At 71.7% G+C, this 25,560-nt stretch carries 24 protein-coding genes, 1 tRNA gene and 1 pseudogene; 9 read left to right on the top strand and 17 right to left on the bottom strand.

Annotated elements, in window-relative coordinates:
- Positions 1-71: 71 nt before the first annotated feature.
- On the bottom strand, positions 72-704 hold the full coding sequence (locus AB0K67_RS14215; protein WP_364058522.1) for a class II aldolase/adducin family protein: 633 nt from the start codon (positions 702-704) through the stop codon (positions 72-74).
- 19 nt (positions 705-723) lie between these two features.
- A complete protein-coding gene (locus tag AB0K67_RS14210; protein ID WP_364058519.1) occupies positions 724-1,410 on the bottom strand; it encodes a TetR/AcrR family transcriptional regulator in 687 nt (228 codons plus the stop codon).
- A gap of 46 nt (positions 1,411-1,456) precedes the next feature.
- Here AB0K67_RS14210 and AB0K67_RS14205 point away from each other — a divergent pair, with 46 nt between their 5' ends.
- The 4 genes from AB0K67_RS14205 to AB0K67_RS14190 all read left to right on the top strand — a co-directional run bounded on the left by AB0K67_RS14205 (position 1,457) and on the right by AB0K67_RS14190 (position 4,606).
- Positions 1,457-2,389: a carbohydrate kinase family protein gene (locus tag AB0K67_RS14205; RefSeq protein WP_364058516.1), complete on the top strand. Its 933-nt coding sequence runs from the start codon at positions 1,457-1,459 to the stop codon at positions 2,387-2,389.
- A gap of 29 nt (positions 2,390-2,418) precedes the next feature.
- Positions 2,419-3,633 (top strand): aminotransferase class III-fold pyridoxal phosphate-dependent enzyme, encoded by a 1,215-nt coding sequence (locus AB0K67_RS14200; RefSeq protein ID WP_364058513.1) that lies wholly within the window; start codon positions 2,419-2,421, stop codon positions 3,631-3,633.
- A 51-nt stretch (positions 3,634-3,684) separates the two neighbouring features.
- Positions 3,685-3,969, top strand: coding sequence for a 4a-hydroxytetrahydrobiopterin dehydratase (locus AB0K67_RS14195; protein WP_364058510.1), 285 nt, complete (start codon positions 3,685-3,687; stop codon positions 3,967-3,969).
- A 73-nt stretch (positions 3,970-4,042) separates the two neighbouring features.
- Positions 4,043-4,606, top strand: coding sequence for a hypothetical protein (locus tag AB0K67_RS14190; RefSeq protein ID WP_364058507.1), 564 nt, complete (start codon positions 4,043-4,045; stop codon positions 4,604-4,606).
- A gap of 142 nt (positions 4,607-4,748) precedes the next feature.
- Here the strand turns inward: AB0K67_RS14190 and AB0K67_RS14185 are convergent, their stop codons facing one another.
- Complete coding sequence (locus AB0K67_RS14185) at positions 4,749-6,092, bottom strand: serine hydrolase (RefSeq protein ID WP_364058504.1); 1,344 nt, start codon at positions 6,090-6,092, stop codon at positions 4,749-4,751.
- Positions 6,093-6,256: 164 nt separating this feature from the next.
- Here AB0K67_RS14185 and AB0K67_RS14180 point away from each other — a divergent pair, with 164 nt between their 5' ends.
- Both AB0K67_RS14180 and AB0K67_RS14175 read left to right on the top strand, forming a co-directional pair.
- On the top strand, positions 6,257-8,008 hold the full coding sequence (locus AB0K67_RS14180; RefSeq protein ID WP_364058501.1) for a sensor histidine kinase: 1,752 nt from the start codon (positions 6,257-6,259) through the stop codon (positions 8,006-8,008).
- Complete coding sequence (locus tag AB0K67_RS14175) at positions 8,001-8,681, top strand: response regulator transcription factor (RefSeq protein ID WP_364058498.1); 681 nt, start codon at positions 8,001-8,003, stop codon at positions 8,679-8,681. Before AB0K67_RS14180 ends, AB0K67_RS14175 begins: the two co-directional genes overlap by 8 nt.
- Positions 8,682-8,691: 10 nt before the next feature.
- On the opposite strand, the gene AB0K67_RS14170 is transcribed toward AB0K67_RS14175, so the two are convergent.
- The 6 genes from AB0K67_RS14170 to AB0K67_RS14145 form a co-directional block, all read right to left on the bottom strand.
- Positions 8,692-9,852, bottom strand: a complete 1,161-nt coding sequence (locus tag AB0K67_RS14170; protein ID WP_364058495.1) for a DUF418 domain-containing protein — start codon at positions 9,850-9,852, stop codon at positions 8,692-8,694.
- 35 nt (positions 9,853-9,887) lie between these two features.
- Complete coding sequence (locus tag AB0K67_RS14165; protein ID WP_364058492.1) at positions 9,888-10,538, bottom strand: GPP34 family phosphoprotein; 651 nt, start codon at positions 10,536-10,538, stop codon at positions 9,888-9,890.
- Positions 10,516-10,764, bottom strand: a complete 249-nt coding sequence (locus AB0K67_RS14160) for a hypothetical protein (RefSeq protein ID WP_364058489.1) — start codon at positions 10,762-10,764, stop codon at positions 10,516-10,518. Before AB0K67_RS14160 ends, AB0K67_RS14165 begins: the two co-directional genes overlap by 23 nt.
- 3 nt (positions 10,765-10,767) lie before the next feature.
- The gene (locus AB0K67_RS14155; protein WP_364058486.1) at positions 10,768-11,718 is read right to left on the bottom strand and encodes an SPFH domain-containing protein; all 951 of its coding nucleotides are present in this window, start codon (positions 11,716-11,718) and stop codon (positions 10,768-10,770) included.
- A gap of 298 nt (positions 11,719-12,016) precedes the next feature.
- Positions 12,017-12,568 carry a hypothetical protein gene (locus AB0K67_RS14150; RefSeq protein ID WP_364058483.1) on the bottom strand — a complete coding sequence of 184 codons (552 nt, stop codon included), beginning with the start codon at positions 12,566-12,568 and terminating at the stop codon, positions 12,017-12,019.
- 89 nt (positions 12,569-12,657) lie between these two features.
- Positions 12,658-13,503, bottom strand: coding sequence for a fused MFS/spermidine synthase (locus AB0K67_RS14145; RefSeq protein ID WP_364058481.1), 846 nt, complete (start codon positions 13,501-13,503; stop codon positions 12,658-12,660).
- A gap of 26 nt (positions 13,504-13,529) precedes the next feature.
- Here AB0K67_RS14145 and AB0K67_RS14140 point away from each other — a divergent pair, with 26 nt between their 5' ends.
- The 3 genes from AB0K67_RS14140 to AB0K67_RS14130 all read left to right on the top strand — a co-directional run bounded on the left by AB0K67_RS14140 (position 13,530) and on the right by AB0K67_RS14130 (position 17,159).
- Positions 13,530-15,062, top strand: a complete 1,533-nt coding sequence (locus AB0K67_RS14140) for a penicillin-binding transpeptidase domain-containing protein (RefSeq protein WP_364058479.1) — start codon at positions 13,530-13,532, stop codon at positions 15,060-15,062.
- A 111-nt stretch (positions 15,063-15,173) separates the two neighbouring features.
- The gene (locus AB0K67_RS14135; protein WP_364058477.1) at positions 15,174-15,821 is read left to right on the top strand and encodes a hemolysin III family protein; all 648 of its coding nucleotides are present in this window, start codon (positions 15,174-15,176) and stop codon (positions 15,819-15,821) included.
- Positions 15,822-15,938: 117 nt separating this feature from the next.
- Positions 15,939-17,159 carry an NAD(P)/FAD-dependent oxidoreductase gene (locus tag AB0K67_RS14130; protein WP_364058475.1) on the top strand — a complete coding sequence of 407 codons (1,221 nt, stop codon included), beginning with the start codon at positions 15,939-15,941 and terminating at the stop codon, positions 17,157-17,159.
- A 128-nt stretch (positions 17,160-17,287) separates the two neighbouring features.
- Here the strand turns inward: AB0K67_RS14130 and lat are convergent, their stop codons facing one another.
- The 8 genes and pseudogenes from lat to AB0K67_RS14090 form a co-directional block, all read right to left on the bottom strand.
- Entirely contained in the window at positions 17,288-18,556 is a 1,269-nt protein-coding gene (lat, locus tag AB0K67_RS14125) for an L-lysine 6-transaminase (protein ID WP_364058473.1), read from the bottom strand.
- A 58-nt stretch (positions 18,557-18,614) separates the two neighbouring features.
- Positions 18,615-19,157 carry an HdeD family acid-resistance protein gene (locus AB0K67_RS14120; RefSeq protein ID WP_364058470.1) on the bottom strand — a complete coding sequence of 181 codons (543 nt, stop codon included), beginning with the start codon at positions 19,155-19,157 and terminating at the stop codon, positions 18,615-18,617.
- 560 nt (positions 19,158-19,717) lie between these two features.
- Positions 19,718-19,900, bottom strand: a pseudogene (locus AB0K67_RS14115) (LuxR C-terminal-related transcriptional regulator); the annotation flags it as partial.
- Between the two features lie 347 nt (positions 19,901-20,247).
- A tRNA-His gene (locus AB0K67_RS14110) sits at positions 20,248-20,323 on the bottom strand.
- A gap of 68 nt (positions 20,324-20,391) precedes the next feature.
- The gene (gene orn / locus AB0K67_RS14105; RefSeq protein ID WP_364058467.1) at positions 20,392-20,985 is read right to left on the bottom strand and encodes an oligoribonuclease; all 594 of its coding nucleotides are present in this window, start codon (positions 20,983-20,985) and stop codon (positions 20,392-20,394) included.
- Between the two features lie 69 nt (positions 20,986-21,054).
- Positions 21,055-22,149, bottom strand: coding sequence for a DUF2510 domain-containing protein (locus AB0K67_RS14100; protein ID WP_364058464.1), 1,095 nt, complete (start codon positions 22,147-22,149; stop codon positions 21,055-21,057).
- 19 nt (positions 22,150-22,168) lie between these two features.
- Positions 22,169-23,665 carry a hypothetical protein gene (locus AB0K67_RS14095; RefSeq protein WP_364058461.1) on the bottom strand — a complete coding sequence of 499 codons (1,497 nt, stop codon included), beginning with the start codon at positions 23,663-23,665 and terminating at the stop codon, positions 22,169-22,171.
- A 110-nt stretch (positions 23,666-23,775) separates the two neighbouring features.
- Positions 23,776-25,425, bottom strand: coding sequence for a protein kinase (locus AB0K67_RS14090; RefSeq protein WP_364058458.1), 1,650 nt, complete (start codon positions 25,423-25,425; stop codon positions 23,776-23,778).
- Between the last annotated feature and the right edge of the window lie 135 nt (positions 25,426-25,560).

Below are 25,560 nucleotides of genomic sequence, written 5' to 3'. Positions count from 1 at the left end.
TCTGAGGCCGCGCGGAGCCATCCGGCCGGGTCGGTCTGACGCCGCGCGGAGTCCTCCTGCCGAGCCCGGCCTCACGCCCGGGGGAACTCCGGTGGGTTGAGCGTGCGCTCGACCACGGCGGCGAGCTGCGCGTCGGTCAGCACGGTGGGCTTGCCGATGCCGGCCGCGCGCACGTACACCTCGCACAGCCACTCCAGCACCCGGGTGGCCTCGAACGCCTCCTCCAGCGTCGCCCCGATGGTCACCCCGCCGTGGTTGGCCATCAGGGCGGCCCGCCTGCCCTCCAGGGCGGCGCGCACGTTCTCGGCCAGCTCGGGCGTGCCGTACGTGGCGTAGGGCGCCACCCTGACCACTCCGCCGAGCAGCAGCGTGTTGTAGTGCACGGGCGGCAGCTCGGTCATCGTCGTGGCCACGACCGTGCCGAAGACCGAGTGCGTGTGCACCACGGCCTGCGCGTCCGTGCTCTCGTAGACGGCCAGGTGCATGGGCGTCTCGCTGGACGGCCGCAGGTCGCCTTCGACGAGCCGGCCCGCCATGTCGACGATCGGGCACATCTCGGGGGTCAGCTTGTCGAGCGCGACGCCCGAGGGGGTCACCGCGATGCGGTCGCCGTCGCGCACGCTGAGGTTGCCCGACGTGCCGATGACCAGGCCCAGCTCGACCGCGCGGCGGCCGTACTCGCACAATTGCTCGCGAAAGGTCATAAGCCGGGAATGTAGTGCATCACAGGCGCTCGACGGCGGCGAGCATGATCCGCCTGGCCCGCTCCCGGCTCAGCCGGTCCGGGTAGAGCAGCAGGTGCAGGCTCAGCCCGTCGACCAGCGCCAGCAGCTCCTCAGCGAGATCGTCGAGATCCTCAAGATCGCCGTCGCCGCGCGGCTCGCCGACCGTGCCGGGGCCCTCTCGCGTCTCGCCGGCCTCGCGGGCGTCTCCGGGCGTCTCGCCGGTCGGGCGGCCGCGCCCGCGCAGCTCGCCGGCCTCGCGGGCGCGGCCGAGCAGTTCGCGTACGGCGGCCCGCAGCTCGCCCGCCTCCGCCCGCTGCACCTCGGCCAGCCGCTCGGCGGCCAGGCTGCGGCTCCAGAAGCTGACCTCCAGGCGGGTCTCCTGGGCGCGGTCGGCGTCCAGCGGCAGGTTGTCCAGCAGCAGCTCGCGCAGCGCGGCCAGCGCCGTCGGCGCGCTCTCGACCTTGGCCGTGAGCCGGGCGCGGATCCGTTCGTGCGACTGCCGCAGCGCGGAGAGCAGGATCTCGTCCTTATCGGCGAAGTAGTGCGCGAGCACCCCGTTCGAGTAGCCCGCCTCCTTGGCGATGGCGCGGGTGGTCGCGGCGTCGATGCCGTCCCTGACGATCACCCGGCGCGCCGCCGACATGACCTCACGCCTGCGCTCGTCGTGATCGACGATCTTCGGCATCGGCCCCTCCGTTGACTTTTTATTCGGACGTCTGTCTATTTAGACTATGACCGTCGTCACAGTCGGCGTCCATATCGTCGACATTCTCGCCAGGCCCGTCGATCACATCCCCGAGGGCCAGGACACCGTGCTGGTCGACCAGATCCGCATCACCGCCGCGGGCGCGGCGGCGGGCACCGCGGTCGATCTGGTCAAGCTGGGCAACGACGTGGTCACCATGGGCGCGGTCGGCGACGACGAATTAGCCGACTTCCTGCTCATGGTGCTGGCCAAGCGCGGGGTGGACACCTCCGCCCTGGTACGCAGGGCAGGAGAGCGCACCGCGGCCTCGATCCTGCCGATCAGGCCGGACGGCGGCCGTCCCAGCTTCCACGTGCCCGGCGCCAACCTCACCGTCACCTACGCCGACCTCGACGTGGCCGTGCTGCGCCGCGCCAGGGCCGTCCACCTGGGCGGCATGGACGTCACGTTCGGGCTCGGCGACCCCGCCTTCTTCGCCCTCCTCGACGAGCTGCGCGCGGCCGGCACCATCGTCACGATGGACCTGCTGTCCGAGATGGCCGACCTGCTGAAGACGGCCAGGGCGTTCCTGCCGCATGTGGACTACGTGCTGCCCAACGAGTCGCAGGCGCTGCTCATGACCGGCGAGGCCGACGCCGCCTCCGCCGCGCGGGCGCTGCTCGCGGACGGCCCCCGCGGCGTGCTCGTCACGCAGGGGGAGGCGGGCAGTCTCGTCGTCACCGCCGACGGCGAGGAGCGAGTGCCCGCGCTCAAGACGGAGGTGGCCGACACCACCGGATGCGGTGACGCGTACTGCGCCGGGTTCCTGACCGGCCTGCTCCATGACCGCGACGTGCCGACCGCCGCCCGCTGGGGCGCCGCGGCGGCCGCCCGCGTCGCCACCGGCCTCGGCTCCGACGCCGGGCTGACCGACCTCGACTCGACACTCGCCCTGCTGCAAGACCCGGCCCGCTCATAGATCTCCCATCCCCCTCAAGGACCTCTCCCATGACCGACGCAGAGCTTCGTCAGCGCGCACTCAAGGTCGTCCCGGGCGGCATGTACGGCCACCTCAACGCGGCCCTGTTCGCACCCGGCTTCCCGCAGTTCTTCGAGCGCGGCCAGGGCTGCCGCCAGTGGGACGTGGACGGCCGCGAGTACATCGACTTCATGTGCAGCTGGGGGCCGGTCGTGCTGGGCCACCACCACCCGCGCGTCGAGGAGGCCGCCGCCCGGCAGGCCAGGCTCGGCGACTGCCTCAACGGCCCCGGCGCGATCATGGTGGAGCTGGCCGAGCTGCTGGTGGACACCGTCCCCAGCGCCGACTGGGCGATGTTCTCCAAGAACGGCACCGACGCCACCACCCAGGCCCTCATGGTCGCCAGGGCCGCGACCGGCAGGACGAAGGTGCTGATGGCGCACGGCGCGTACCACGGCGCCGACCCCTGGTGCACGCCGTCGCCCGCCGGCACCACCCCCAACGAGCGGGCCGACCTCGTCGAGTTCACCTACAACTCGCTGGAGTCGCTGGAGGCCGCGGCGGCCACCGTGGAGGGCGACGTGGCCGCGATCATCGTCACGCCGTTCAAGCACGACTCGTTCGAGGACCAGGAGCTGGTCGAGCCCGAGTTCGCGCGCGGCGCGCGGGCCCTGGCCGACCGGCTCGGCGCGGCGCTGGTGATCGACGACGTGCGCGCCGGGTTCCGCATCGACCTGCGCGGTTCGTGGGAGCCGTACGGCGTGCGTCCCGACCTGACCGCCTGGTCGAAGGCGATGGCCAACGGCTACCCGATCGCCGCCGTCACCGGCACCGACGCGCTGCGCGGCGCCGCGCAGCAGCTCTACTCGACCGGCTCGTTCTGGTTCTCGGCGGTGGCGATGGCCGCGGCCAAGGCCACGATCGAGACCCTGCGCGACACCGACGGCATCGCCGCCATGGAGCGGGCCGGCACCCAGCTCAGGGAGGGCCTGTACGCCCAGGCCAAGTCCTACGGGTTCACCATCAACCAGACCGGCCCGGTCACGATCCCGTGGCTGAGCTTCGACGGCGACGCCGACCTGTCGGTGGCCATGTACTGGACCGACGCCTGCCTGCGGCACGGCGTCTACCTCCACCCCTGGCACAACTGGTTCATGTCGGCCGCCCACACCGAGGAGGACGTGGCGAAGGCGCTCGAAGGCATCGACCAGGCGTTCGCGGAGACCAAGGCCCACTTCGGCTGAGACCGGCGGCGCTTCCCGACCGGCCCGGGGGCGTCGCCGTACGGTGGTGCCATGGACATCGACGGCAAGCTCGCCTCCGTGCCGGCCTGGCGGCGCGAGGGCGAGGTGATCAAGCGCTCTGTCACCGCGCCCGACTTCCCGGCCGCGATCCGCATCGTGGACGAGATCGCGGTCAAGGCCGAGGAGCTCGACCACCACCCCGACATCGACATCCGCTGGCGCACGCTGCACTTCGCGCTCACCACCCACTCCGCGGGCCGCCTGACCGGCAAGGACGTCACGCTCGCTGCTGTGATTGACGAGATCGTGGCAAAACATGGCGCGGTGGACCAATAACCCAGCGTGACGGGTCCGTCACTCGTTAGAGTGGGTGCCCTCTCGGAGCCCGTATGCCGGAAGGGCTCGGATCATGGGGGGTCTCATGCGCGTGCCCGCGTTCCTGCTCATCCTGGCGGCCTCGGCGACGGCCTGCGCGGGGCCGTCCGCGCCGGTCCAGAACGCCAAGACCGCGCCCGACGACACGATCAACCTGAGCGCGGCGGGCGAGTTCACCACCGACGACACCGCGGCCATCGCCTACGACCGCAAGCTCGCACCCGAGGGGGCGCAGGCCAGCGTCACCGTCGAGTCGTCCGGCGGCGAGACCCGCACCTCGCTCACGGTCGAGGGCCTGCTGCCCGACCGCGCGTACGGCGCCCACCTGCACACCAAGCCGTGCGGCACGAAGCCCGACGACTCCGGCCCGCACTACCAGCACCAGCCCGGGAAGATCGACCCGGTGAGCGAGGTCTGGCTCGACTTCACCACCGACAGCGAGGGCAAGGGCACCTCCAGCTCGCGCAACGCGTGGAACCTCGATGCCGCCAAGCTGCCCGGCTCGCTGGTCATCCACTCCAAGGCCACCGTGAAGTCGGGCCCCAAGGTCGGCACCGCCGGTGACCGCGTGGCCTGCCTCACGCTCGAACAGGACTGACGCCGCAGCAGGTGGGGCGCGCCTGCTCCGGCGCGCCCGCGTTCCCGGTCACGAGCCGTCCGCGTTCGCGGTCACGAGCCGTCCGCGCTCGCGGTCACGAGCCGCCCGCGCAGGTGAAGGCGGTGCGGGCCGGCGCGACCTGTCACGAGCCGTCCGCGAGGGTGAAGGCGCTGCGGGCCAGCGCGACCTGCTCCAGCGTTGCCACGTTGCCGAGCGGGGTCTTGTGGTCCACGGCCATCGCGGTCACCACGTACGTCCTGCCACCTGCCGTACGCGCGAGATAGCCCACGTCCGACAGGCCGGGCTCCGAGCCGCCCTTGAACCACACCGTCGGCCATTTCGCCCTGTCCAGCCCGATACCGCCGTCGTTGATCGACAGAACCTGCCCGATGTGCCCGTCGTCCAGCTTGAGCAGCTCGGTGTAGGCGCGGCAGATGTCGCGCGGCGTGGCGAACCACTCCAGCGTGTCCAGCTCGCGGGGCTCGGTGTAGAGCTTGAAGTCCGCCGGCGTCTGCCCGGCCACCACCTTCTTCAGGTAGGCGCGCTGGGCGCGGTCGCTCAGCGAGAGGTACTTCTTCGCCAGGCGCGGATACTTCACGCCCTTGAGCACGAACAGGTCCCGCGTCGTCAGCAGCGGCACGTTGCGCTTGTCGTGCACGCCCCAGGCGCGCATCGTCCGCTCGACCGCTTCGCGGCCCGCTTTGTGGATCAGCAGGTCGGTGGCCGTGTTGTCGCTGATCGAGATCATCAGCTTGGCGGCTTCGAGCACGGTGACCTTGCTGCCGTCCGGGCGGTCGTACAGCTCGCCGCCGGGCAGGCTCTTCAGCTCGTCCTCGATCGTCAGCTCGGTGTCCCAGCCGTACGCGCCGCTCTTGATCTGCCGGTGGATCGTGCCGAGCACGTACAGCTTGATCATGGAACCGAGCGGGCGGCGCTTGCCCGCGGCGATCGCGCGCACGGGGCGGCACTCGCCTCCGGCGGTCAGCTCGGCGGCCAGGAAGCTCGTCTGCGGCGCGATCGCGCGCAGCCGTTCGTCCACCTCGCGCCAGCTCCGCGCCTCAGGCGCGCGGAACAGCAGCCCGTCGATCAAGCCGGCGCCGTCCACGGCGACGATCAGCTCGATCGGGGTACGGCCGAGCAGCACGCGGGCCACGAGCTGCCGCTCCTGGGAGACCGTCACCCGTTCGAGCGTGATGCCCTTGTACTCGGCGAAGGCCTGGTTGATGGACGCGGGCGGGAAGTCTCCGAGGAACCCGGCGGCGAAGTGCGCGCGCAGCTCCCGCTCGGGAAGCGGCGCGCGGGACACCGCCTGCAGGACCCAGCCGAGCTGCCGCCCCGCCGGCGTGTCCGGGATCTCCGGAGCGGCCACGGCGGTGACGCCGGATCGGATGGTCTCGGCGTGCACGGGCACTCCGGCCGCAACCCCGGCCGTCACCGCGATCGTCGCGGCGGCCAGGAACCGGGCGGGCTTCGATGGGGTGATCATGGTCGAGGCTCCTCACAGGATCGACTGCGTGGCCTCCAGTCGATCGCGCGCACGCTGCCTGGGGCCACCGTGTGAGCCGCCGTTCTCGCAGGTGCGGACGGCCGTACGAAATATGCGGATAACCTCATAGACGCCCGACCGCACGCTCGTCACGATGGGGGCCTATGAGTTCCAGGCCGCTGGCCGGGCCGGTGGCGTTGACCGCGGCCGCGAGCGCCACCGCGGGCGCTCTCCTGGAGAGCGGGCTGCCCGCCCCGGCGACGCAGTGGGCGTTCGTCGTGCTCTCCCTGCCCACGCCCGCGCTGGGCTGGCTGCTGACCGTACGCAGGCCCGAGCTGCGCTACGGCCCGCTGCTGCTGGCCGCCGCGCTGACGTTCGGTCTCGGCACGCTCGGCGTCGGGCTGTCCGCGCGCGGCGCCCCCGAGCCGATCGTCGTCCCGCTGTCGGTCCTCTTCGCTCCCTTCTACGGCCTGACCTGGATCTTCGTGCCGCTGCTGTTCCCCGACGGGCGGCTGCCGTCGCCCCGCTGGCGGCCGGTGGCGTGGATCGCCGCCGTCGCGCTCGCCCTGCACACCATCGGCTCCCTGCTGATGTGGGTGACCCCCTACCGGCCGTTCACCGGCCCGATGGGGGTGCGCGGGCTCATCGGCGCGCTCGCCTCGGGGATCGGGCAGCTCGTCGTGATGGTCACGGCGGTGGTCGTGTTCTGCGGGCTCGTAGTGCGCTGGCGGCGCAGCGGACGGGACGAGCGCGGCCAGTACGCGTGCATGGTCGCCGGTACCGCCGCCACCTTGACCGGCGCGGCGGTGATGACGGTGATCCTGGGCGGCTCCTACGCCGGTCGCGAGCCGGACTGGGGCATCCTCATGTTCGGGATGCTGCTGGTGCTCGGGGCGCTGCCCGCCGCGATCACCGTGGCGATCGTCCGGCACCGGCTGCTCGACGTCCGTATCGGCATCAGGGGCTCGCGCCTGCACCTCGTGTTCGACCTGCGGCCGACCGTGGACGAGGTGCTGTCCGACCTCGGCACCGCGCTCGCCGGCACCTCCGAGCCCGCCGAGCAGCTCGACCGGCTCGCCGCCGCCATCCGCGCCGGGCTCGACCTGCGCTGGGCCGCCGTCACGCTCTCCGACGGCACCCGCGTGGTCGCCGGCGACGAGGACCGACCGCCCGCGCTGGAGCTGCCCGTGCCCGGCGACCTCGGCCGCATCAGCGCCGGCCCCAGGGACGGCGGCCCGCTCACCCGCACCGACCGCCGCCTGCTCGAAGCGCTGGCCGTGCCCGCCGGCCTCGCCATCCAGAACGCCCGCCTGGTCGCCCGCCTGGTCAACGCCCAGGAGGCCGAGCGCCGCCGCATCGAGCGCAACATCCACGACGGCGTGCAGCAGCAGCTCGTCGCCCTCATCGCCGGGCTCGAACTCGCCAGGGCCACGGGCGCGGGTCCCGACATGCTGGCCCACCTGCGCGAGCAGGCCCGCCAGACCCTCGACGACCTGCGCGAGCTGGCCGCCGGCATCCACCCGTCCACGCTCAGCCAGGGCGGCCTGGTGGAGGCCGTGGAGGAGCGCTGCTCGCGTCTGCCCGTCAAGACGACGGTGAGCGCGCCCGCGCCGCTGCGCACCCGGCGCTTCGCCGACGAGATCGAGGGCGCCATGTACTTCACGGTCAGCGAGGCCGTGACGAACGCGCTCAAACACGCCGCGCCCGGCCACATCGACGTGCGGCTGTCGCAGGACGGCGGCCGTCTGCGCGCCACCGTGACCGACGACGGCACGGGCTTCGACCCGCGTACGGCGGCCCGCAGAGGGCTCGCCACGCTCGCCGACCGCCTCGGCGCGCTCGGCGGCGGCCTGACCGTGGACAGCGAACCGGGAAAGGGGACTCGGATGGACGCATGGGTGCCGGTCGATGACTGAGCATGGGCGGATCCGTACGGTGGTGGCCGACGACCACTACCTCGTACGCGAGGGCACCAGGCGGCTGCTCGAACTGTCGGGTGAGGTGAGCGTCGTCGGCGCGGTCGGCAACGCCGACGAGCTGCTCGACGCCGTACGCAGGCTCGCCCCCGACGTCGTCGTCACCGACATCAGGATGCCGGGAGGGGAGTGGCGGCAGGGCTTCGAGGGCATCGACGCCGCCCACCGCATCCGCGCCGCGCACCCCCACGTGGGCGTGGTGGTGCTGTCGCAGTTCTCGGACGCGCTGTTCGCCTTCGAGCTGTTCAAGCACGGCACCGAGGGGTACGCGTACCTGCTCAAGGATCGCGTCGGCGACCTGGACGAGCTGCTCGGCGCGATCAGGGCGGTGGCCGCCGGCGGCTCGGTCATCGACCCCAAGGTGGTGGAGGGCCTGCTGGCCAGGCGCGACGTGCGCGGCCAGCAGGAGGCGCTGACCGCGCGGGAACGCGACGTGCTGCGCGAGATGGCGCACGGCCGGACGAACGCCGCCATCGCCCGCGCCCTGCACCTGTCGATCTCGTCGGTGGAGAAGAACGTCAACTCGATCTTCACCAAGCTCGGCCTGGAGAACAGCGGCGACGTCCACAGGAGGGTGGCCGCGGTCCTGGCCTACCTCGGACCGCAGCCGTGACGGGCGCCGCTCAGCGGTAGGCCAGGCGGCGCAGCAGGTTCTCGAACGGGCCACGGTACCGGGCCCGCCGCATGAGGTCGGCGAGCACCAGCGACAGCACCCAGGTGAGCGCCGCGATCACCGTGGCGCCCGCCAGGCCGAAGTCGTCCTGCAGGCCCAGCCCGAACGGGGCGAAGATCAGGATGAACGCGACCGACTGGAAGAGGTAGAAGGTCATCGACCGCTGGCCGAGCGCCTCGACCATCGTGGTGAGCCGGCCGCGCCGCTGGGCCGCCGCCGTGGTGGCCACCAGGGCGACGATCGCCGCCATGCCGATGCCGCCGGCGTAGCCGGTGAGCGGCTGGAGCAGCACCGCGATCCACAGAACCCCCGCGGGCGCGCCGGTCCACACGCCGGCGTGCATGAGCGCGGCGGGCAGCGAGCCGACGATCGACACGATCGTGGTGAGCACGGCCACGCGCACCAGGAACGGGCGGTGCGCCTCCGGCTGGTCGAGGAAGCGGCGGCGGGCCGCCCACATGCCGAACAGCACGCCGGGGATCACGATCAGCAGCTCGACGACCAGGGCGAACGGCCAGGAGCCGGCCCGTTCGGCGAGCCCGGTCAGGTAGGAGGCGCCCTGCCCGGTGACCACGCTGCCCGCCTCGTACGTGCGCCGCCCCTGCGACATCGGCAGCCACAGGCCGATCGTGGACATCACCGTGGCGGGCACCATCGCCAGGCCCGCCGCCCACAGCACGGCCTTGTCGGAGCGGCGCAGCAAGGGGACGAAGATGAGGGCGGTCACGCCGTAACCGGCCAGGATGTCGATGGGGACGAGCAGCACCGTGTGCGCCAGCCCGAACACCACCAGCCACCAGCCGCGGCGGCGCAGCAGCTTGCGGACGCTCACCCAGTCGGAGCCCCGCGCGAGCCGCCGATCGAGGAGCTGGACCAGCGAGTAGCCGAACAGGAACGCGAACAGCGGCCTGGCGTGGTTGTTGACGAAGAGGAACAGGAAGACGTCGGTGAGCGCACCTGCCCAGGCCGGGCTCTTGGCGACGTCGGCGACGAACAGCGGCGCGTGCGCGAAGGCGATGGCCAGCAGCATCGCGCCCCTGGCCAGGTCGGGGGCCAGAGCCCGCGGGGCGGTGCCCGCAGGCGTGGCCGCTGCCTGCTGAGACGTGGTCATGGGTCCCCCTGGGTTGGTCGTCGTGTCGGTGGTCGCTAGCCCTCGCCCGACGGGCCCGATTTCTTGACCGCGTCGATGGCCTTGCGCAGGGCGGTGACGATCGGTTCGACGGGCTGCCCGAGCTGATCGAGGCGGTCGCGTGCGGCCCGATCCCTGCGACCGGCGACCGCCTTCAATCTGGCCGCCACCGCCAGCGCGGCCAGCACCCGGATGTCCGGCTCCACGCGCCCGACCGGCCGGCCGCCCTGCACGGCCCTGCCGGCCCGCTCGGCGAGCCGCCGGGAGAGATACGGCTTGCGCGGCACGATCCGCTCCACCGGGAACAGCAGCACCCGGCGCCGCTCGACGCGGATCAGGCGCTCGGCGGCCAGCTCGTCGCGGACCACCTCGACGGCCTTGGCGTGATCCTTGCGGATCCAGCGCCGCCAGGAGCGCGGCGGCGACGCCGAGATCTGTTCCCAGACGATCGCCGGCAGCGAGCCGGAGCCGGCGCCCTCGGGCGGGTGCACGGCCTTGGCCTTGCCGTCCTCGTCGGTCAGGCAGCCCTGGAGCAGCAGCTCCGCCAGCGCCGCCGCCCGCAGCAGGTGACCCAGCTCCATGCGCTGCACCAGGCGGTCCTTGCGCAGGTCGAAGGCCAGCAGGAAGGCCGAGCGGGTGAGCGGTTCACGGTGCCGCACCGTCTGCATCGGGTGGTTCCTCCTCGTCGCGGCTGTCGCCTTCCGGTGTCTTGCGCGGCCGGCCGCGCGGGCGCATCCGCCCCACCCCCTCCGGCAGGCGCCCGGCCTCGGCCAGCGCCCTGCGCAACAGGAACTCGATCTGGGAGTTCGTGCTGCGCAGCTCGTCGGCGGCCCACTTGGCGAGCGCGTCGTGCACCACCGGGTCGAGCCGGAGCAGGATCTTCTTGCGTTCCACGGGTTACTGGTAGAGCGTGCCGGTGTTGACGACGGGCTGGGTGTCGCGGTCGCCGACCAGCACCACGAGCAGGTTGCTCACCATCGCCGCCTTGCGCTCCTCGTCGAGCTCCACCACCTCGTGCTCGGCCAGCTTGGCCAGCGCCATCTCGACCATGCCGACCGCGCCGTCCACGATGCGCTGCCGGGCCGCCACGATCGCGCCCGCCTGCTGGCGGCGGAGCATCGCGCTGGCGATCTCGGGCGCGTAGGCCAGGTGGATGATGCGCGACTCGATGATCTTCACGCCGGCCGGGGCCACCCGCACCGCGATCTCCGCCGAGAGCCGCTCGTTGATCTCGTCGGCGTTGTCGCGCAGCGACAGTCGCGGCTCGCCGTGCGAGTCGTACGGGTAGGTGCTCGCGATGTGGCGCACCGCCGTCTCGGCCTGGATGGCCACGAACTCCACGAAGTCGTCCACCTCGAACACCGCCTGCGCGGTGTCCTCCACCTGCCACACCACCACGGTCGCGATCTGGATCGGGTTGCCGTCGGCGTCGTTGACCTTCGTCACGTCCGTCTCGTGGTTGCGGATCCTCGTGGACACCCGGCGGCGGGCGGTGATCGGGTTGACCCACTGGAAGCCGGGGGTGCGCAGCGTGCCGACGTACCGGCCGAGGAGCTGCACCACCCGGGCCTCGCCCGGCGCCACGGGGGTGAGCCCGAAGTACATCACGAACCCGATCAGCGCCGCCAGGCCGCCGCCGATCAGCAGCAACAGCCCGCCCTGCCCGGCCCCGGAGGCGAGCAGGCCGATCCCCACCACGAGCAGCGCCAGCCCGGCCAGGAGCAGCAGCGTCGCCACCGCCAGCATCACGAACCCGTTGGCCGCCTTGACCGGGCGCTCCTTCGTGCGCGGGGCCGGCATCTCCACGACGGTGCCCTCAAGCGCGGCCCCGCCCGACGTCTCCGCCATCCTCTCCTCCTTCCAAGTGACTTCATCTTGCTAGCAATGTGATATCACTTTTTTGGCGAACGGGAAACCCCCTGGTTCGGCAGGGAATCGCGGCGGCCGGGTGGTGAGGCCGCTCAGGGGCAGGTCGGCCAGGGGCGAAGCGGCCGGATGCGAGCCCATCCGAGGCCGGGTTGCCCAGGGTCGGGTCGGCCGGGGTCGGGTTGCCCGGCATCGGGTCGTCCGGGGCCGGGTTGCCCGGCATCGGCGGGATCGGGTTGCCCGGCATCGGGTCGGCAGAGGCCGGGGCGTCAGGGAGGGATCAGGTCGTTGAGGCGGCGGTGTCCTGGAGCCAGCCGGTCGCCGCCACCACCTCGGTGGCGACCTCGGTCACGGTGCGGCCGTCCGTCGGCACGCGCACCACCCAGTCGCCCGACTCCCGCTCAAGCACCCGGGCGCCGCGGGCGCTGCGCCGCAGCTCCTCCTCGAAACCGGAGCCGCGCTCGCGCCCCGCCAGCCGCCGCCGTACGGTGTCGTCGCCCGCCGTCAGCAGCACGCCGATGACAGGGATCGGCCCGCCGCCCATCGCCCGCATCACGAGGTCGCGCTCCAGCACGCTCACGGTGTTGGTGTACATGAGCCGCCGGTAGCCGAGCCCACGGTAGTTGGCCCGCAGCGCGGCCAGGTTGGCCTCGGTCATCGCGGTCCCGTGCGGGTCGTCCGCGGGCATGGGATGGGCCTCGCAGAGGTTGTCGCCCTCGATGAGGCAGTGGGCCACGCCCGCCGCGCGCAGCAGCCGGGACACCTCGTAGCCGGCGGTGCTCTTGCCGGAAGCGGCCCGGCCGCCGATGAGCAGCACTTCCTGAGTCGTCATGGCGGCCAGTCCGGGTCCGGCCGCCGTACGTGCGATAGCGGTTTTCCCGGGGCGGCCGGTCCAGGCCCGCCCGCGGTGCGCCGGTGGCGTCAGCCGAAGACGGCGGGCGGGGGCACCGGGGCGAGCACGGGGTCGCCGTCCTTGATGACGGCGGCGCCGGCGATGAAGTTCGTCAGCGCCTCGCCGTACACGCAGCGCGCCTGCGTCAGGCCGCCCGCCGCGCGCCGGGTGAGCAGGTCGGTCGGCAGCTCGGTACGCGAGGCGGCCACGATGAGGTTCCCGAACCGCCGCCCGCGCATCACGCCGGGCTCGGCCAGCAGCGCCACATGCGGGAACGTGCCGGACACGGTGGCGAGCAGCCGCTTGGCGAAGGCGAGCCCCTTGCCGTCGGCCATGTTGATCAGCAGCGTGCCGCCGGGCCGCATGATGCGCGCGATGTCGCCCATGTACTCCACGGTGGCCAGCTCGACGGGCATCGTCGCCCCGCTGAACGCGTCGAGCACCACCAGGTCGGCCGTGGTGTCCCACACCTTGCCCGTGCCCTCACGCCCACCCGCCACGATCACCTTCAGCTTCGGCACGGATCGCAGGTTGAGCTGCTCGCGTACGAGGTTGACCAGCAGGCCGTCGGGCTCGATCACGATGTGGCGAGAGCCCGGCCGGGTGGCGGAGACGTAGCGGGGGATCGTGCAGGCGCCGCCGCCGACGTGGACGCAGCTCAGCGGCCCGTCCGCCAGAAGGTCGATCACATCCGCCATCAGCCGTACATACTCGAATTCGAGGAATGTCGGGTCTTGTAGATCCACATACGACTGCGGTACGCCATCCTTGGACAGCACCCAGCCGTCCTGCCGGTCCAGATCTCGGAGAAGCTCGATCTCCCCGAACGTCACCGGGTACCGGCCGGGCGTCGGTTCCCGCTGTCCACGTGCCACGTCTCATCGCCTCCTGGGAGCACCGTATGCGACGACGAAGGCTGATTGTGCTCGTTATCGCCGTTGTCGCGGTAGTTGGGGCCGGCGCCTTCGCCGTCATCGCGTCGAACCGGATCAAGGGAAGCGCTGATGAGACGGCCGCCGCGTACTTCGCGGCGTGGCGCGAAGGCGACCTCGCGGCCATGGCGCGGCTGGTCTACAAGCCTCCCGAGGACTTCGCCGTACGGCATCGGCAGCTCAGCGAGGAGTTACATGTCGAGTCGCTCCAGCTCACCCCGGGCACGCTGCGCGGCACGGGGGAAGAGAGCGCCGAGGTGCCGTTCACGGGGGTGCGGCAGCTTGCGGAGCTGGGCGCGTGGCCGTTCGACGGGGTCTTACACCTGGCCGTACGCGACCGCGCGTGGAAGGTCTTATGGACCCCCGAGACCCTGCACCCCATGCTCAAGGACGGCGTCACGCTGGAGCTGACCGAGATCGACCCCACCCCGGCCGAGCTGGTCACCAGCGAGGGCGACAAGATCCCCGTCGACAGCTACGCCGAGGCGTACCTCGAACCGCTCAGACCCGAGTTCGAGCAGGTCAACCACGGGTGGGCGCTGGTCGCCAAGACTCCAGGACGCCCCGACGTGCGGCTGCTGACCCGCGCGCCCAAGGCCGAGGTCGAACGCACCACGCTCTCCCGTCCCGTGCAGGCGGCGGCCGCGCGGGCGCTGGACGGCGTGGACGACTCCACCATGATCGTGATCCGGCCCAGCACCGGTGAGATCCTGGCGCTGGCCGACCGGCTGGAGGACGACTACAGCGCCGTGCGCGACGTCTTCCCGCCCGGCTCGGTGTTCAAGACCATCACCGCGGCGGCCCTGCTCAAGAGCGGGCTCGACCCGGCCGCCCAGGTGCCCTGCCCCGGCACGTACCAGATCCCCTTCCACAGCTCCTTCCGCAACGACGGCGCGGTGGACCGCGGCGTCGTCACCTTCACCGACGCGTTCGCGTACTCCTGCAACACCACGTTCGTCGAGCAGACCACGACCCGGCTGAAGAGCGCCGACCTGCGCGCGACGGCCGAGGAGTGGGGCTTCGGCCGCTCCATCGCCACCGGCATCGGCGGAAGCTGCGGCGCGGTGCCCGAGACCGGCGACCTCGACATGCTGGCCGCCGACGCCATCGGCCAGGGCGAGGTCGTCACCACCCCGCTCTGCATGGCCGCGCTCGCCGCCGCCGTCGAGAGCGGCACCTGGCGCTCGCCGCGCCTGCTGTCGAAGGAGCAGGTACGCCGCATCGACGGCATCCCGCACGGCGACGTCGTGATGGACCCCCGCGTGGTGGCGGCGCTGCGCGACATGATGGCCGCCGTCGTGGACCACGGGACGGCCAGCGGCATGGGACTCCCCGCGGACGTCTCGGGCAAGACCGGCACCGCCGAGGTGCCCGACGGGCCCTCGCACGCCTGGTTCATCGGGTTCCGCGATGACCTGGCCTTCTGCGTCTTCGTACGGCACGGCGGCTCGGGCAGGAACGCCGCCGTCCCCATCGCGGCCCGCTTCTTCAAGGGCCTCTAGCGTTCGCCGGGGCAGGAGCGTTCACCGGCCCGTGGCGCGAGATCGACATCACGCCCGATTCACCGGGTTCGGGGATGTTTCTGACCAGTAACCTACGCTACCGTAGGTTTCATGACGACCATCACCGCCAAGCCCAGGCTGCGAGGCTGGTTGCACACCGGAGCGCTGCCCGTGACGCTGGTCGCCGGGTTCGTGCTCGTGGCGCTCGGCCCGACACTCCAGGCCAGGCTGGCCTCCGCCATCTACGCGATCACCTCGGCGTTGCTGTTCGGCATCTCCGCCACCTACCACCGCGGCACGCTCGGCCCCCGCCTGGCCGAGTTCCTGCGCCGCGTGGACCACGCGAACATCTACCTGATCATCGCCGGTACCTACACCCCGTTCGCGCTGCTCGCACTCGAAGGCACGCCCCAGGTGGCCGTGCTGTCGGTGATCTGGGGCGGCGCGCTGGCCGGCGTGCTGTTCCGGATCCTGTGGATGAACGCGCCCCGCTGGCTCTACACGCTCCTCTACCTGGCGCTCGGCTGGACGGCCGTGTTCGTCATGCCCCAGCTTCTCGACGGCGCGGGCGTGGCCGCCGTCGTGCTGGTCGCCATCGGCGGCGTCTTCTACTCCGCCGGCGCCATCGTGTACGGCCTGCGCCGCCCCGACCCCTCGCCCCGCTGGTTCGGCTTCCACGAGGTCTTCCACGCGTTCACGATCGCGGCGTACCTCGTGCAGTACATCGCGGTGTCGATCGTGGTCTACTCGCACGCCTAGCCTTCCGGTTTCCCCGCCCTGATCTGTGCTTTGTCCGTCCTGCCGCGTTCGCGCGGTTTAAGAGAAGCTGGCGCGCCCATAGGCATCCATGACACTTCTCAGGGGGAAGGACCTGTCATGGGCAAGAGAGCACGGGTCGTCGTCGTGGGCGCGGGCTTCGCCGGGCTGGCCGCGACACGCGAGCTGGCCAAGAGCGGCGCGCTGGTGACGCTCGTCGACCGCAACCCGTACGCGACCTTCCAGCCGCTGCTCTACCAGGTGGCCACCGCCGGGATGAGCACGTCGGATGTGTCCTACCCGACCCGCACGTACGCCGCCCGCTGGCCGAACGTGCGGGCCAGGCGCGCCTCGCTCAGCAAGATCCTGGCCGACGAGCGGCGGGTCGAGTTCGAGGACGGCACCTCGCTCGACTACGACTTCCTGGTGCTGGCCACCGGCGTGACCACCAACTGGCTCGGCGTGCCCGGCGCCAAGGAGAACGCGCTGCCGATCTACTCGCTCGGCGACGCGGCCGTGCTGCGCCGCAGGCTCCAGCACCAGCTTGAGGACACCGCCACGGGCCGCCGCGAGAGCATGCACGTCGTGGTGGTGGGCGCGGGCGCGACCGGCGTCGAGATGGCCGGCACGCTCGCCGAGCTGCGCCGCCACACGATCCCGCTGACCCATCCCGAGGTGCGGGCCGACCAGACCAGCGTGACGCTGGTCGAGCGGTTCGAGTACGTGCTCGCGCCGTACAAGCCGCGCCTGCGCGACGCGGCGGCCGAGGCGCTGCGCAGGCGCGGCGTGCGTCTGCGGCTCGGTGCCACCGTGGCCTCCGTCGAGCCCGACGCGGTGGTGCTGGCCGACGGCACCCGCCTGCCCAGCGACGTCACCGTCTGGGCGCTCGGCGTCACCGCGCCGCCCGAGGTCGGCTCGTGGGGGCTGCCGCAGGGCAAGGGCGGGCGGGTCACGCTCACCGAGGCGCTCAACCTGCCCGACCACCCGGAGATCTTCGTGGCCGGCGACCTGGCCGCGCCGCCCGACGCGCTTCCCCAGCTCGCCCAGCCCGCCATTCAGATGGGCAAGCACGTCGGCAAGCAGATCGCGGCGGCCTGGCGGGGACGGCCCCTGCGGCCGTTCTCCTACCGCGACCCGGGCATCATGGCGACCGTCGGCAAGGCGGAGGCCGTGCTCCAGCTCACCAACGGGTTCACCATGCGCGGCCTGCCCGCCTGGCTGGTGTGGATCTTCGTGCACGTGGCGTACCTGCTGGGCGACCGCAACCGCGCCGCCGTGCTGCTCAACTTCTTCTGGCGGTACGCCGGGCCGCACCGCAGCAGGGCCAGCGTCACCCAATAGCACCAGCGTCACCCAATAGCAGCGGCCTCCGCTCGCGCTCGGGAGACGCGCGTGGAGGCCGCTCGCAGGACCTGTGGGCCCTTGGGTGCCGCTAGAGGAGTGACGAGGGCACAGGGCGTGAAGAGGGCTTACAGGGCCTCGGAGAGCGCGGCGAGACCGAAGTCCACATCGGACTCGGGGATGTTGAGCGCCGGACGCAGGCGTACGGACCTGGGCCCGCACGGCAGCACCAGCACGCCGTGCTCCTCCCTGAGCCGCGTCACCAGATCGTCGCGGGCCGCCGCGTCGGGCAGGTCGAAGGCGAGCATGAGACCGCGGCCCCGGACGTTCGAGACGGTCTCAGGGTGCTCGGCCTCCAGCTTCGTGAGGCGTTCGAGGATGGTGGCGCCCAAAGTCCCGGCGCGCTCGATCAGGTTGTCCCGCTCGATGATCTCCAGCAGGCCGCGGCTGCGCACCATGTCCACGAGCCCGCCGCCCCAGGTGGAGTTGATGCGGCCGCTCACCTGGAACACGTTGTCGGGCACCTCGTCCACCCTGCGGCCCGCCATGATGCCGCCGACCTGCACCTTCTTGGCGAAGGCCACGATGTCGGGCTCAAGGCCGAGCTGCTGGTAGGCCCACGGCGTACCGGTGGTGCCGCCGCCGGTCTGCACCTCGTCCAGGATGAACAGCGCGTCGTACTGGTGGCACAGGTCCTGCATCGCGCGCAGGAACTCCGGCCGCATGTGGTTGTCTCCGCCTTCGCCCTGAATGGGCTCGGCTATGAAACACGCGATGTCGTGGGGGTGGCGCTCGAACGCCTCCCGCGCCTGCGCCAGCGCCCGCTCCTCGGCGGCCTCGACGTCGCCGAAGTGGATGGCGGGCACGTCGATGCGCGGCCAGTCGAACGTGGGGAAGCGGTCGGTCTTGCCGGGCTCGGTGTTGGTCAGGCTCAGCGTGTAGCCGCTGCGGCCGTGGAACGCCTTGGTCAGGTGCATGACCTTGGTGCCGAGGTCGCGAGAGCGCCCTGCGGCCTCGTTGCGGCGGCTCTTCCAGTCGAAGGCCGTCTTGAGCGCGTTCTCCACGGCGAGTGCGCCGCCCTCGACGAAGAACAGGTGCGGCAGCGCGGGGTCGCCCAGCACGCGGGTGAAGGTGTCGACGAAGTCGGCCAGGTGCTCGGTGTAGATGTCGGGGTTCGCCGGCTTGTTCCGCGCGACCTGGCCGAGGAGCTGCGCGAAGTCGGGGTCGAACGGGGGGTTCACGCCCAGCGGGGCCGAGGCGAAGAACGTGTAGAAGTCCAGATATCGGCGTCCGTCGCGGGCGTCTACCAGCCAGGAACCGCGGCTGAGCTCCAGGTCGAGCACGAGACGGTAGCCGTCGACGAGCAGGTGGCGGGCAAGGCGGGTGTGTACGTCCATGGCGCCTCCACAGCGGGTCTGACATTCCTCTTGAGGAACGCCGCTACGTAAACAAAATTTACGGCACTCGGGCGCCAGAAGTGAAGTTCTTCACGCGGAATGAGAGGGCGATCATGGCGATGCCGTACAGGATGGCGAAGGCGCCGATCAGCCACGCCAGGCTCAGCAGACCCGGACCCGGGCGGGCGAGCAGCAGCACGCCGAAGATCACGGACAGGGCGCCGCCGATGATGAGCAGCCACTCGTTGTCGATCTGCTTGCGCAGGTGGATGCCGGCCACGATCTCGGAGATGCCGGACACGATCGCCCAGACGCCGATGATGAGCAGCAGGGCGAGCGAGGTGATGCCGGGCCAGACCAGCGCGATGATGCCCGCCAGGATGCTGAGGATCCCGGAGATGATCAGCCACGCCCGTGACTGCGCGCCGTGGCGGAACCCGGCGAACAGCTCGGAGATGCCGCCGACGAGGGCGTACGCGCCGAAGAAGATGACCAGGACGAGCAGCGTGAGGCCGGGCCAGGCGAGCGCCAGGATGCCGAACACGACGGCCGCGAGCCCCCGCACCAGAATCAGCCACCACGACCGCGCGATATCCACCATGCTGGTCTGCTATCCGCCATACGCCCGCAAACAGACCAGTGACCGGTCAAAACTCACTGACCCACCCAGTTCGCCCGCCGAGGGCGCCTTTCCCCGCACGCGCGGCCGTGCGCCCGTCCTCCTTCTGCGGCCCCCGATGAGCGCCCGGCGGGAGGCGCGGCACGCGGCTCGCCCCGTTCCGGCAGGGGACGGCGCGTGTCCCGGCGCCTCTGGCCGCAGGTGACCCACGCCCCGCTGCGGGAGGGGCGCGCCGCACCTGAGCGGGCGCCTGGTCGCTCACCCCGGAAACGGACGGGCGCGCCTGTGCGTTCGCCACTCCGCAAGCAGAGAGGCGCGTGTGCGCTCACCCTGGCCGGGGCGAGGTGCGTGCGCCCCTCCCACAGCGGGGCGTGGTCGTCTGTTTCGGGGCGTAGAGGGCACGGGGGCCGGTTCCGGGCGGTCGTATCCCGCCTGTCCCTGCTTCAGGGCGTGCGGGAGCGGCCGTCCTGGGTTCCGGGCGCGACCCCTTGGAGTCGCGCCCGCCTGCCCGGGGCAGGGCGGGGGAGGGGTGAGGTCCGGCGTTACTTCTTGCGGGACAGCCACAACCCGATGGCCGACACCCTTGAGTCGACGCCGAGTTTGGCGTAGATGCGGTTGACGTGGTTCTTGACCGTTTTCTCGCTGAGGAACAGCCTCTGGGCGATCTCCCCGTTGGACTGCCCCGTCGCGATCAGGTCCATGACCTCGGCCTCGCGTTTGCTCAGGGACGTGAACACGCTTTCAAACGCTGCGTCGTCGACTCTCATCCGGCCTCCGAGGGCGCGCGCGGACGGTAGATCGCCGATAACCCCCGTGCTCACGGCGTTGGCAGTAGACAGCGAGCATAACCCGCATTGTCACGATTTGGGGGTGTTGCCGGAAAAATCGGCCGGGCTCTTCACGTCCTGGCGCGAAGCGGCGAAGGTGAGACGCGGATCACAGCGACCGAACCGCCGGATGCGGACCTCATCGAGGGGCCGGGGAAGCCGGAAGCCTGGAAAAGAAGAAGGGCGAGGCCCGTACGCCAACCCGAGGCGCTGCCTCAGGCCGCGTGGTCGGAACCTCGCCCGCCTGGGGTGAGTGAAGGGACTTGAACCCTCGACATCCAGGACCACAACCTGGCGCTCTGCCAACTGAGCTACACCCACCACGGCCGCTCCCGGTGAAGCGGCACAGGAAAAGTGTAGCGGTGTTCGGGAGTCTTTACGCCACTCCTTTAGCCCGTGACACGCTCGGCGAGTGCTCTGGCGGTCGCCGAGTCGGGTCCCGGCTGGCCGACGAACACCGCCGCGCGGTAGTAGCGCAGCTCCCTGATGCTCTCCGTGATGTCCGCCAGAGCACGGTGTCCGCCCTGCTTTTCGGGCGCGGCGAAGTAGACCCGGGGGTACCACCGGCGCACCAGTTCCTTGATGGAGGAGACGTCCACCATCCGGTAGTGCAAATACGCATCGACCCCGGGCATGTCGCGGGCGATGAACGTACGGTCGGTGCCGATCGAGTTGCCGCACAGCGGAGCCTTCTTCGGCTCGGGCACGTGGCGGCGGATGTAGTCGAGCACCAGCGACTCCGCCTCGGACAACGTCACGCCGCCCGCCAGCTCGGGCAGCAGGCCCGAGGCCGTGTGCATCTCGCGTACGACGTCCGACATCTGCTCCAGTGACTCCGGCGGCGGCTTGATGACCACGTCGACGCCCTCGTCCAGTTGGTTCAGCTCGCTGTCGGTGATGACGCACGCCACCTCGACGAGCGCGTCGCGGCTCAGGTCGAGCCCGGTCATCTCGCAGTCGATCCAGACCAGCAAGTCACTCATTCGTTCTCCTCGCCCAGCGGCTCGGAGCAATCCGCCCGCTTGTTACAAGCACCAGCCTAGTGCCACCGGTCATGCGGGCCTGAGCGAGTCGAGAACCTCGTCGACCACGTCGGTGCCGAGATTGTCGGGGACGGAGACGTAGATGAGGGCCGGGCTCTGGCCCGTACCCCGGTCCATCAGCACGATCGCGCCGTTCTCCTTCTTCCACTTGTAGCCGTTGTCCTCGGCGACCTTCGTGAAGTCGAGCTGGAACTTCAGCACCCACGCCTGCTTGTCGCCGATCTTCATGGCCTTGTCGGAGACGACCTTGCTCTCGTGGGCGGGCGAGTAGTACTGGGTCGTGAAGTGGACGAAGACGGCCTTGGCGGTGTCGCTCATGCCGGAGACGCCGCTGTAGGGGTAGAGCTGGTTGAGCACGCCCGTGTAGACGTTGCCCACCCAGTCGGACCCGCCCTGGTAGTTCTCCTGTGAGGTCTTCTGTACCGCCGCGGAGAACTGCTGCTCCGTCGGGTTGCCGCTGTTGACGTGATTCCACTGCGGCACCGTCCAGCCGTCGGGCACCTCGAACGAGACGCCGGCGCGCGCGTCGATGATGCGCCCGTCGGACGGCTGCGGGAACTCGGCCTGCCCTGGCGGCTCCTGCGTGGGCGGTTCCTGGGTCGGAGGCTCCTCGGTCGGCCGCGAGTCGGTCGTCGGCCTCGGTGTCGGCGCGGCGGTCTGTGTGGAGGGGTCGCGGTTGATGAGGAAGACGGCGGCGACCACGATCAGCGCGAGCACCACCACGGCGGCGAGCCCGCCGAAGATCCACGGCATCGGATTGCGCTGCTTGGGCGGCGGCCCGTAGCCGGGGCCCGGCAGCGGCGCGCCGCCCCACGGCGCGGTGCCCGGCGGCTGCTGCTGCCCCGGCGCGCCGTAGGCGGACTGCCCGTACGTGGGCTGGCCGAACCGCATCGTCGGATTGGCCGGCGTCACCGTCCACCCGGGGCCGGTCTGGGACTGTCCCTGCGTCGGAGGCTGCGCGGGCGACTGGGGGCCGGAGGGCTGCTGGGCCGGACCGGGCTCGTGGGCGTGCGTGGCGTCCGTCCATTGGGTGCCGTCCCACCAGCGAAGCTGCGGCTCTCCGTAGGGGTCCGGGTACCAGCCCGCGGGGGTCTGCGTGGTCATGGTCGTCAGATTAGTGAGATCAGCACTTGTACGTGAAGCTGGCCTTGTCGCTGCGAACCGGGCCGGGGCTGAGGATGCGCAGCGTGGCCGTGGCCTTGACGTTGCTCTTACCCTGCAGCGTCCACCGCAGCGGCAGCTCGTACGAGGTCCTGTCCGACTCGGTGCGCAGCGTGCCCGTGACGACCTCTTCGTCCAGGTTCTTGAGCCACTCGTACGTGATCTCGCCCGGCGCCCCGTTGGTGACGACCGTGCCCGTGATGAGCACGGAGCTGTCGCAGCCCTGCGTCTTCTTCGGCGCCGTCACGTCCACGGACTTGACGGCCAGGTCGGGTACGTTGCCCAGCCGGAGCCAGGCCAGCACCGCCCCCGACATGATGATCGCGAAGACCGCGCCGGCCGCCATCGTGCGCCACCGCCTGGCCCGCGCGGCCCGCCCCCGGCGCTGGGTGCGCACGGTGGACGCCTCGTCGCGGCCCGACCGCCAGATGCGCTCCACCGGCGTCTCAGGCCGCTGCGCCCGCGTGCCCACACCAGAGCCCGCACCGGAACCCGCGCCAGAGCCCGCACCGGAACCCGTACCGGAGGCCAGGCCGGAACCCATACCGGGACCGGCGCCGGCACCGGCAGCCACAGCCTGGCCGCCGCTCCCCGGAGCCTGCGCGGCCCCGATCCCGGGGCCGAAGTGGACGGGCGGCTGCGGAGACCGTCCCGGCACGTGCAGCAGCGTGACGATGTCGCCCTCGTCACGAGGCGCCGGTACGGGCGCGCCCGCCTGCGGCGACGCCTGCGCGAACGCCGACCGCCCGCGCGCCGCCCGCGCCAGCCCGTCCCTGCTGATCCGCCCGCCGGGCAGCGTGCGCCGCTCGTTGACCAGCAGGTCCCTGGCGGGTCCGATGCCCAGTGTGGTCGCGGTGGCAGCGGCCCGTTCGAACAGCTCGGCAGGTCCCGGCGCGCCGGGACCGAGGGAGGCCGCGAGTCCGCGGGCGAGCGACGCCCACCCGGCCGCGTCCCGCTCGGGCGGGGAGATCCGGGCGCGGATCGCGTCGGACAGCCCGCGCTCCGACAACAGCGACACGCCCTCGGCGGTGATCACCACCGTGCCGGGGTGCACGGAGCCGTGCGTGACCCCGGCCGCGTGCAGCGCCTGCAGTGTCTGCGCGGTCTCGATCAGCAGGGACGCGGCCCCGTTCGGGTCGATGGGCCCGGCGGCGAGCAGGTCGGCCAGCGTGGGGCTGACCGCCTGCGCGGTGAGCAGCCACACCTGTTCGCCCGCGGCCACCACGTCGGCCACGGGGATGAGCCCGTTCACCCCGGCCATCACGAGCCGCTGGTCGGTCATGACGGCCTGCACCACGCGGTCGCGCACCCCGGGCAGGCCGATGATCTTCGGGTCGAACAGCAGCGCCCCCGCCCTGCGGCCGTCGGGTGAGATGGCGTCGATCCAGTTGCCGAGCTCGGTCACCCACGTGTGCTCGGTGAATCGGAACCCGGCGATACCGTTCCCAGGGTTGTTCATCGCCGTTCGTGCCCCCCGGTGCCGTTCCACGCATCCGTCCCGCCCTGCGGCCCTTCACCGCAAGTGTGACGGTTGACGCGCGCGCCGTCACGGGGGAAGCCCGATCTGCGTCAGCGCGGGGTGCCGCTCCTGGCCGGCGTTTCGGCGGGAGGCGGCGATTCAGGGGACGTCCCGGCGGTCGGCGGCGATTCGGGGGACGTCCCGCCGGTCGGCGGCGACTCGGGAGACGTCCCGCCGGTCGGCGTCGGCCGCTCGGTGGGCGGGTCGGGCTCGCGCGGCGGGGTGAACGTCGGCGCGGGCTGGGTCGGCCGCGTGGGCGTCGGGTCGGGCTTGTCGGCCCTGGGCGGGTCGACGTCGCCGGTGATCTCCGGATCCGGCTCCTCGTCCTGCGTGCGGGTCGCGGTGGGGCTGTGGACCGGCGTCCTGGTCCTGATCGGCCGCCGCTGCCGCGTCCTTGTCGGGGTCGCCGTCGGCGTCCTGGCCGGCCGTACGGTGGGCCGCACCGGCCGCCTCGTCACCGCCGGGGTGGGCGTCGGCGTCGGCGTCTCCGAGACCGTGGGGGACTCCTCCTCGACCGGCTCGTCCGTCTCCTCCGGCAGGTCCGTCTCCTCCGGTACGGACTCCACCGGGTCGGGCGTGCCGGGCTCCGCCGAGGTCGGCGTGACCTCGGTGGTCTGGGCCTGGAGCACGGCCTCGGGCTGGCTGCTGATCATGAACACCACGGCGCTCACCAGCACGGCCACCAGCGCGGCACCCGCGATCGCGAACTTGACGGGCAGCTTGCCGAGCAGGCGCTTCTGCGGCTTCTGCTGCTGGGGCCGCTGCTCGGGGTAGTGCGTCTGCGCGAACGAGACGGTCGACTCGACGTCCGGATCCTCCTGGGGCGCGGCGGCGTAGACCGGCGCATGGGCGTCGGCCAGCGCGGCCAGGCGGTGCCGCCCGCGCTCCTCCCAGTCGGGCCCGTACGAGACCGCCGCGATCTCCTCCAGCGCCGCGAGGTACGCCTGCGCCGACGGCGGCCGGTCGGCCGCGTGCTTGGCCAGGCCGCGCTCGACGAGGCCGCGCAGCGGCTGGGGCACCTGCTCGAGCGGCGGTGCAGTGCTCTGGTGCTGGCGGACCAGGGGGGCGATGTCCTGGGCCATGAAGGGCCGGTGCCCGGTCAGGCACTCGTAGAAGGCGACGGTCGCGGCGTACATGTCGGTCGCGGGCCCGGCCGGCGCGCCCGACCACAGCTCGGGCGCCATGTACGGCGGTGTCCCCGCGGCGTTCGCCTCCTCGCCGACCCTGACCGCGATGCCGAAGTCGACGAGCTTGCTGGTGCCGTCGCGCAGCACCATGACGTTCTCGGGCTTGAGGTCGCGGTGCACGACGCCGATCGAGTGCGCGGCCGCCAGGCCGCGCAGCGAGCTCTTGAGCACGGCCAGCGCCGCCTCGGGCCCGGTCGGGCCCTCGGCCCTGATCAGCTCGCGCAGCGAGACGCCGTCGATCAGCTCCATGACGATCGCCGCGCCCTGGCCGGTCTCGACGTAGTCGTACAGCCTGGCGTGGTACGCGCTCTGCACCGTCGCGAGCAGCCGCGCCTCATGCCGGAACCTGGCGACGAACGAGACATCCGACCTCAGCTCGTCGCTGAGGTACTTGATCGCCACGTCGACGCCGTCGTAATCGCGCCTGGCGAGGACCACCCGGCCGCCGGCGCCCGAGCCGAGCTCGCGCACCTCGGTGTATCCAGGGACCCCCCAAGGCCCATCGCCGTACATTCGCGGTCTCCTCTGGAGTCTCTGGGCCCCCACCTGCATCAACAGGTCCGTAGCTTAACCAGATGCGAGCACTGTTCCGCTACCGAAATCACGACATGTGACGAAAATTCATAGGGATTGTGCTGCGGTTATCGC

Source organism: Nonomuraea sp. NPDC052634 (assembly GCF_040678535.1).
Taxonomy (GTDB): domain Bacteria; phylum Actinomycetota; class Actinomycetes; order Streptosporangiales; family Streptosporangiaceae; genus Nonomuraea; species Nonomuraea fastidiosa.
Note: the sequence above shows the minus strand (reverse complement) of the source record. Positions and strands in the feature narration are given on the sequence as shown.

What these genes read in the sequence shown, in the direction of transcription:
- AB0K67_RS14215 (WP_364058522.1), bottom strand. Translation starts at nt 704, where the DNA reads ATGACCTTTCGCGAGCAATTGTGCGAGTACGGCCGCCGCGCGGTCGAG.
- AB0K67_RS14210 (WP_364058519.1), bottom strand. Translation starts at nt 1,410, where the DNA reads ATGCCGAAGATCGTCGATCACGACGAGCGCAGGCGTGAGGTCATGTCG.
- AB0K67_RS14205 (WP_364058516.1), top strand. Translation starts at nt 1,457, where the DNA reads ATGACCGTCGTCACAGTCGGCGTCCATATCGTCGACATTCTCGCCAGG.
- AB0K67_RS14200 (WP_364058513.1), top strand. Translation starts at nt 2,419, where the DNA reads ATGACCGACGCAGAGCTTCGTCAGCGCGCACTCAAGGTCGTCCCGGGC.
- AB0K67_RS14195 (WP_364058510.1), top strand. Translation starts at nt 3,685, where the DNA reads ATGGACATCGACGGCAAGCTCGCCTCCGTGCCGGCCTGGCGGCGCGAG.
- AB0K67_RS14190 (WP_364058507.1), top strand. Translation starts at nt 4,043, where the DNA reads ATGGGGGGTCTCATGCGCGTGCCCGCGTTCCTGCTCATCCTGGCGGCC.
- AB0K67_RS14185 (WP_364058504.1), bottom strand. Translation starts at nt 6,092, where the DNA reads ATGATCACCCCATCGAAGCCCGCCCGGTTCCTGGCCGCCGCGACGATC.
- AB0K67_RS14180 (WP_364058501.1), top strand. Translation starts at nt 6,257, where the DNA reads ATGAGTTCCAGGCCGCTGGCCGGGCCGGTGGCGTTGACCGCGGCCGCG.
- AB0K67_RS14175 (WP_364058498.1), top strand. Translation starts at nt 8,001, where the DNA reads ATGACTGAGCATGGGCGGATCCGTACGGTGGTGGCCGACGACCACTAC.
- AB0K67_RS14170 (WP_364058495.1), bottom strand. Translation starts at nt 9,852, where the DNA reads ATGACCACGTCTCAGCAGGCAGCGGCCACGCCTGCGGGCACCGCCCCG.
- AB0K67_RS14165 (WP_364058492.1), bottom strand. Translation starts at nt 10,538, where the DNA reads ATGCAGACGGTGCGGCACCGTGAACCGCTCACCCGCTCGGCCTTCCTG.
- AB0K67_RS14155 (WP_364058486.1), bottom strand. Translation starts at nt 11,718, where the DNA reads ATGGCGGAGACGTCGGGCGGGGCCGCGCTTGAGGGCACCGTCGTGGAG.
- AB0K67_RS14150 (WP_364058483.1), bottom strand. Translation starts at nt 12,568, where the DNA reads ATGACGACTCAGGAAGTGCTGCTCATCGGCGGCCGGGCCGCTTCCGGC.
- AB0K67_RS14140 (WP_364058479.1), top strand. Translation starts at nt 13,530, where the DNA reads ATGCGACGACGAAGGCTGATTGTGCTCGTTATCGCCGTTGTCGCGGTA.
- AB0K67_RS14135 (WP_364058477.1), top strand. Translation starts at nt 15,174, where the DNA reads ATGACGACCATCACCGCCAAGCCCAGGCTGCGAGGCTGGTTGCACACC.
- AB0K67_RS14130 (WP_364058475.1), top strand. Translation starts at nt 15,939, where the DNA reads ATGGGCAAGAGAGCACGGGTCGTCGTCGTGGGCGCGGGCTTCGCCGGG.
- lat (WP_364058473.1), bottom strand. Translation starts at nt 18,556, where the DNA reads ATGGACGTACACACCCGCCTTGCCCGCCACCTGCTCGTCGACGGCTAC.
- AB0K67_RS14120 (WP_364058470.1), bottom strand. Translation starts at nt 19,157, where the DNA reads ATGGTGGATATCGCGCGGTCGTGGTGGCTGATTCTGGTGCGGGGGCTC.
- orn (WP_364058467.1), bottom strand. Translation starts at nt 20,985, where the DNA reads ATGAGTGACTTGCTGGTCTGGATCGACTGCGAGATGACCGGGCTCGAC.
- AB0K67_RS14100 (WP_364058464.1), bottom strand. Translation starts at nt 22,149, where the DNA reads ATGACCACGCAGACCCCCGCGGGCTGGTACCCGGACCCCTACGGAGAG.
- AB0K67_RS14095 (WP_364058461.1), bottom strand. Translation starts at nt 23,665, where the DNA reads ATGAACAACCCTGGGAACGGTATCGCCGGGTTCCGATTCACCGAGCAC.
- AB0K67_RS14090 (WP_364058458.1), bottom strand. Translation starts at nt 25,425, where the DNA reads ATGTACGGCGATGGGCCTTGGGGGGTCCCTGGATACACCGAGGTGCGC.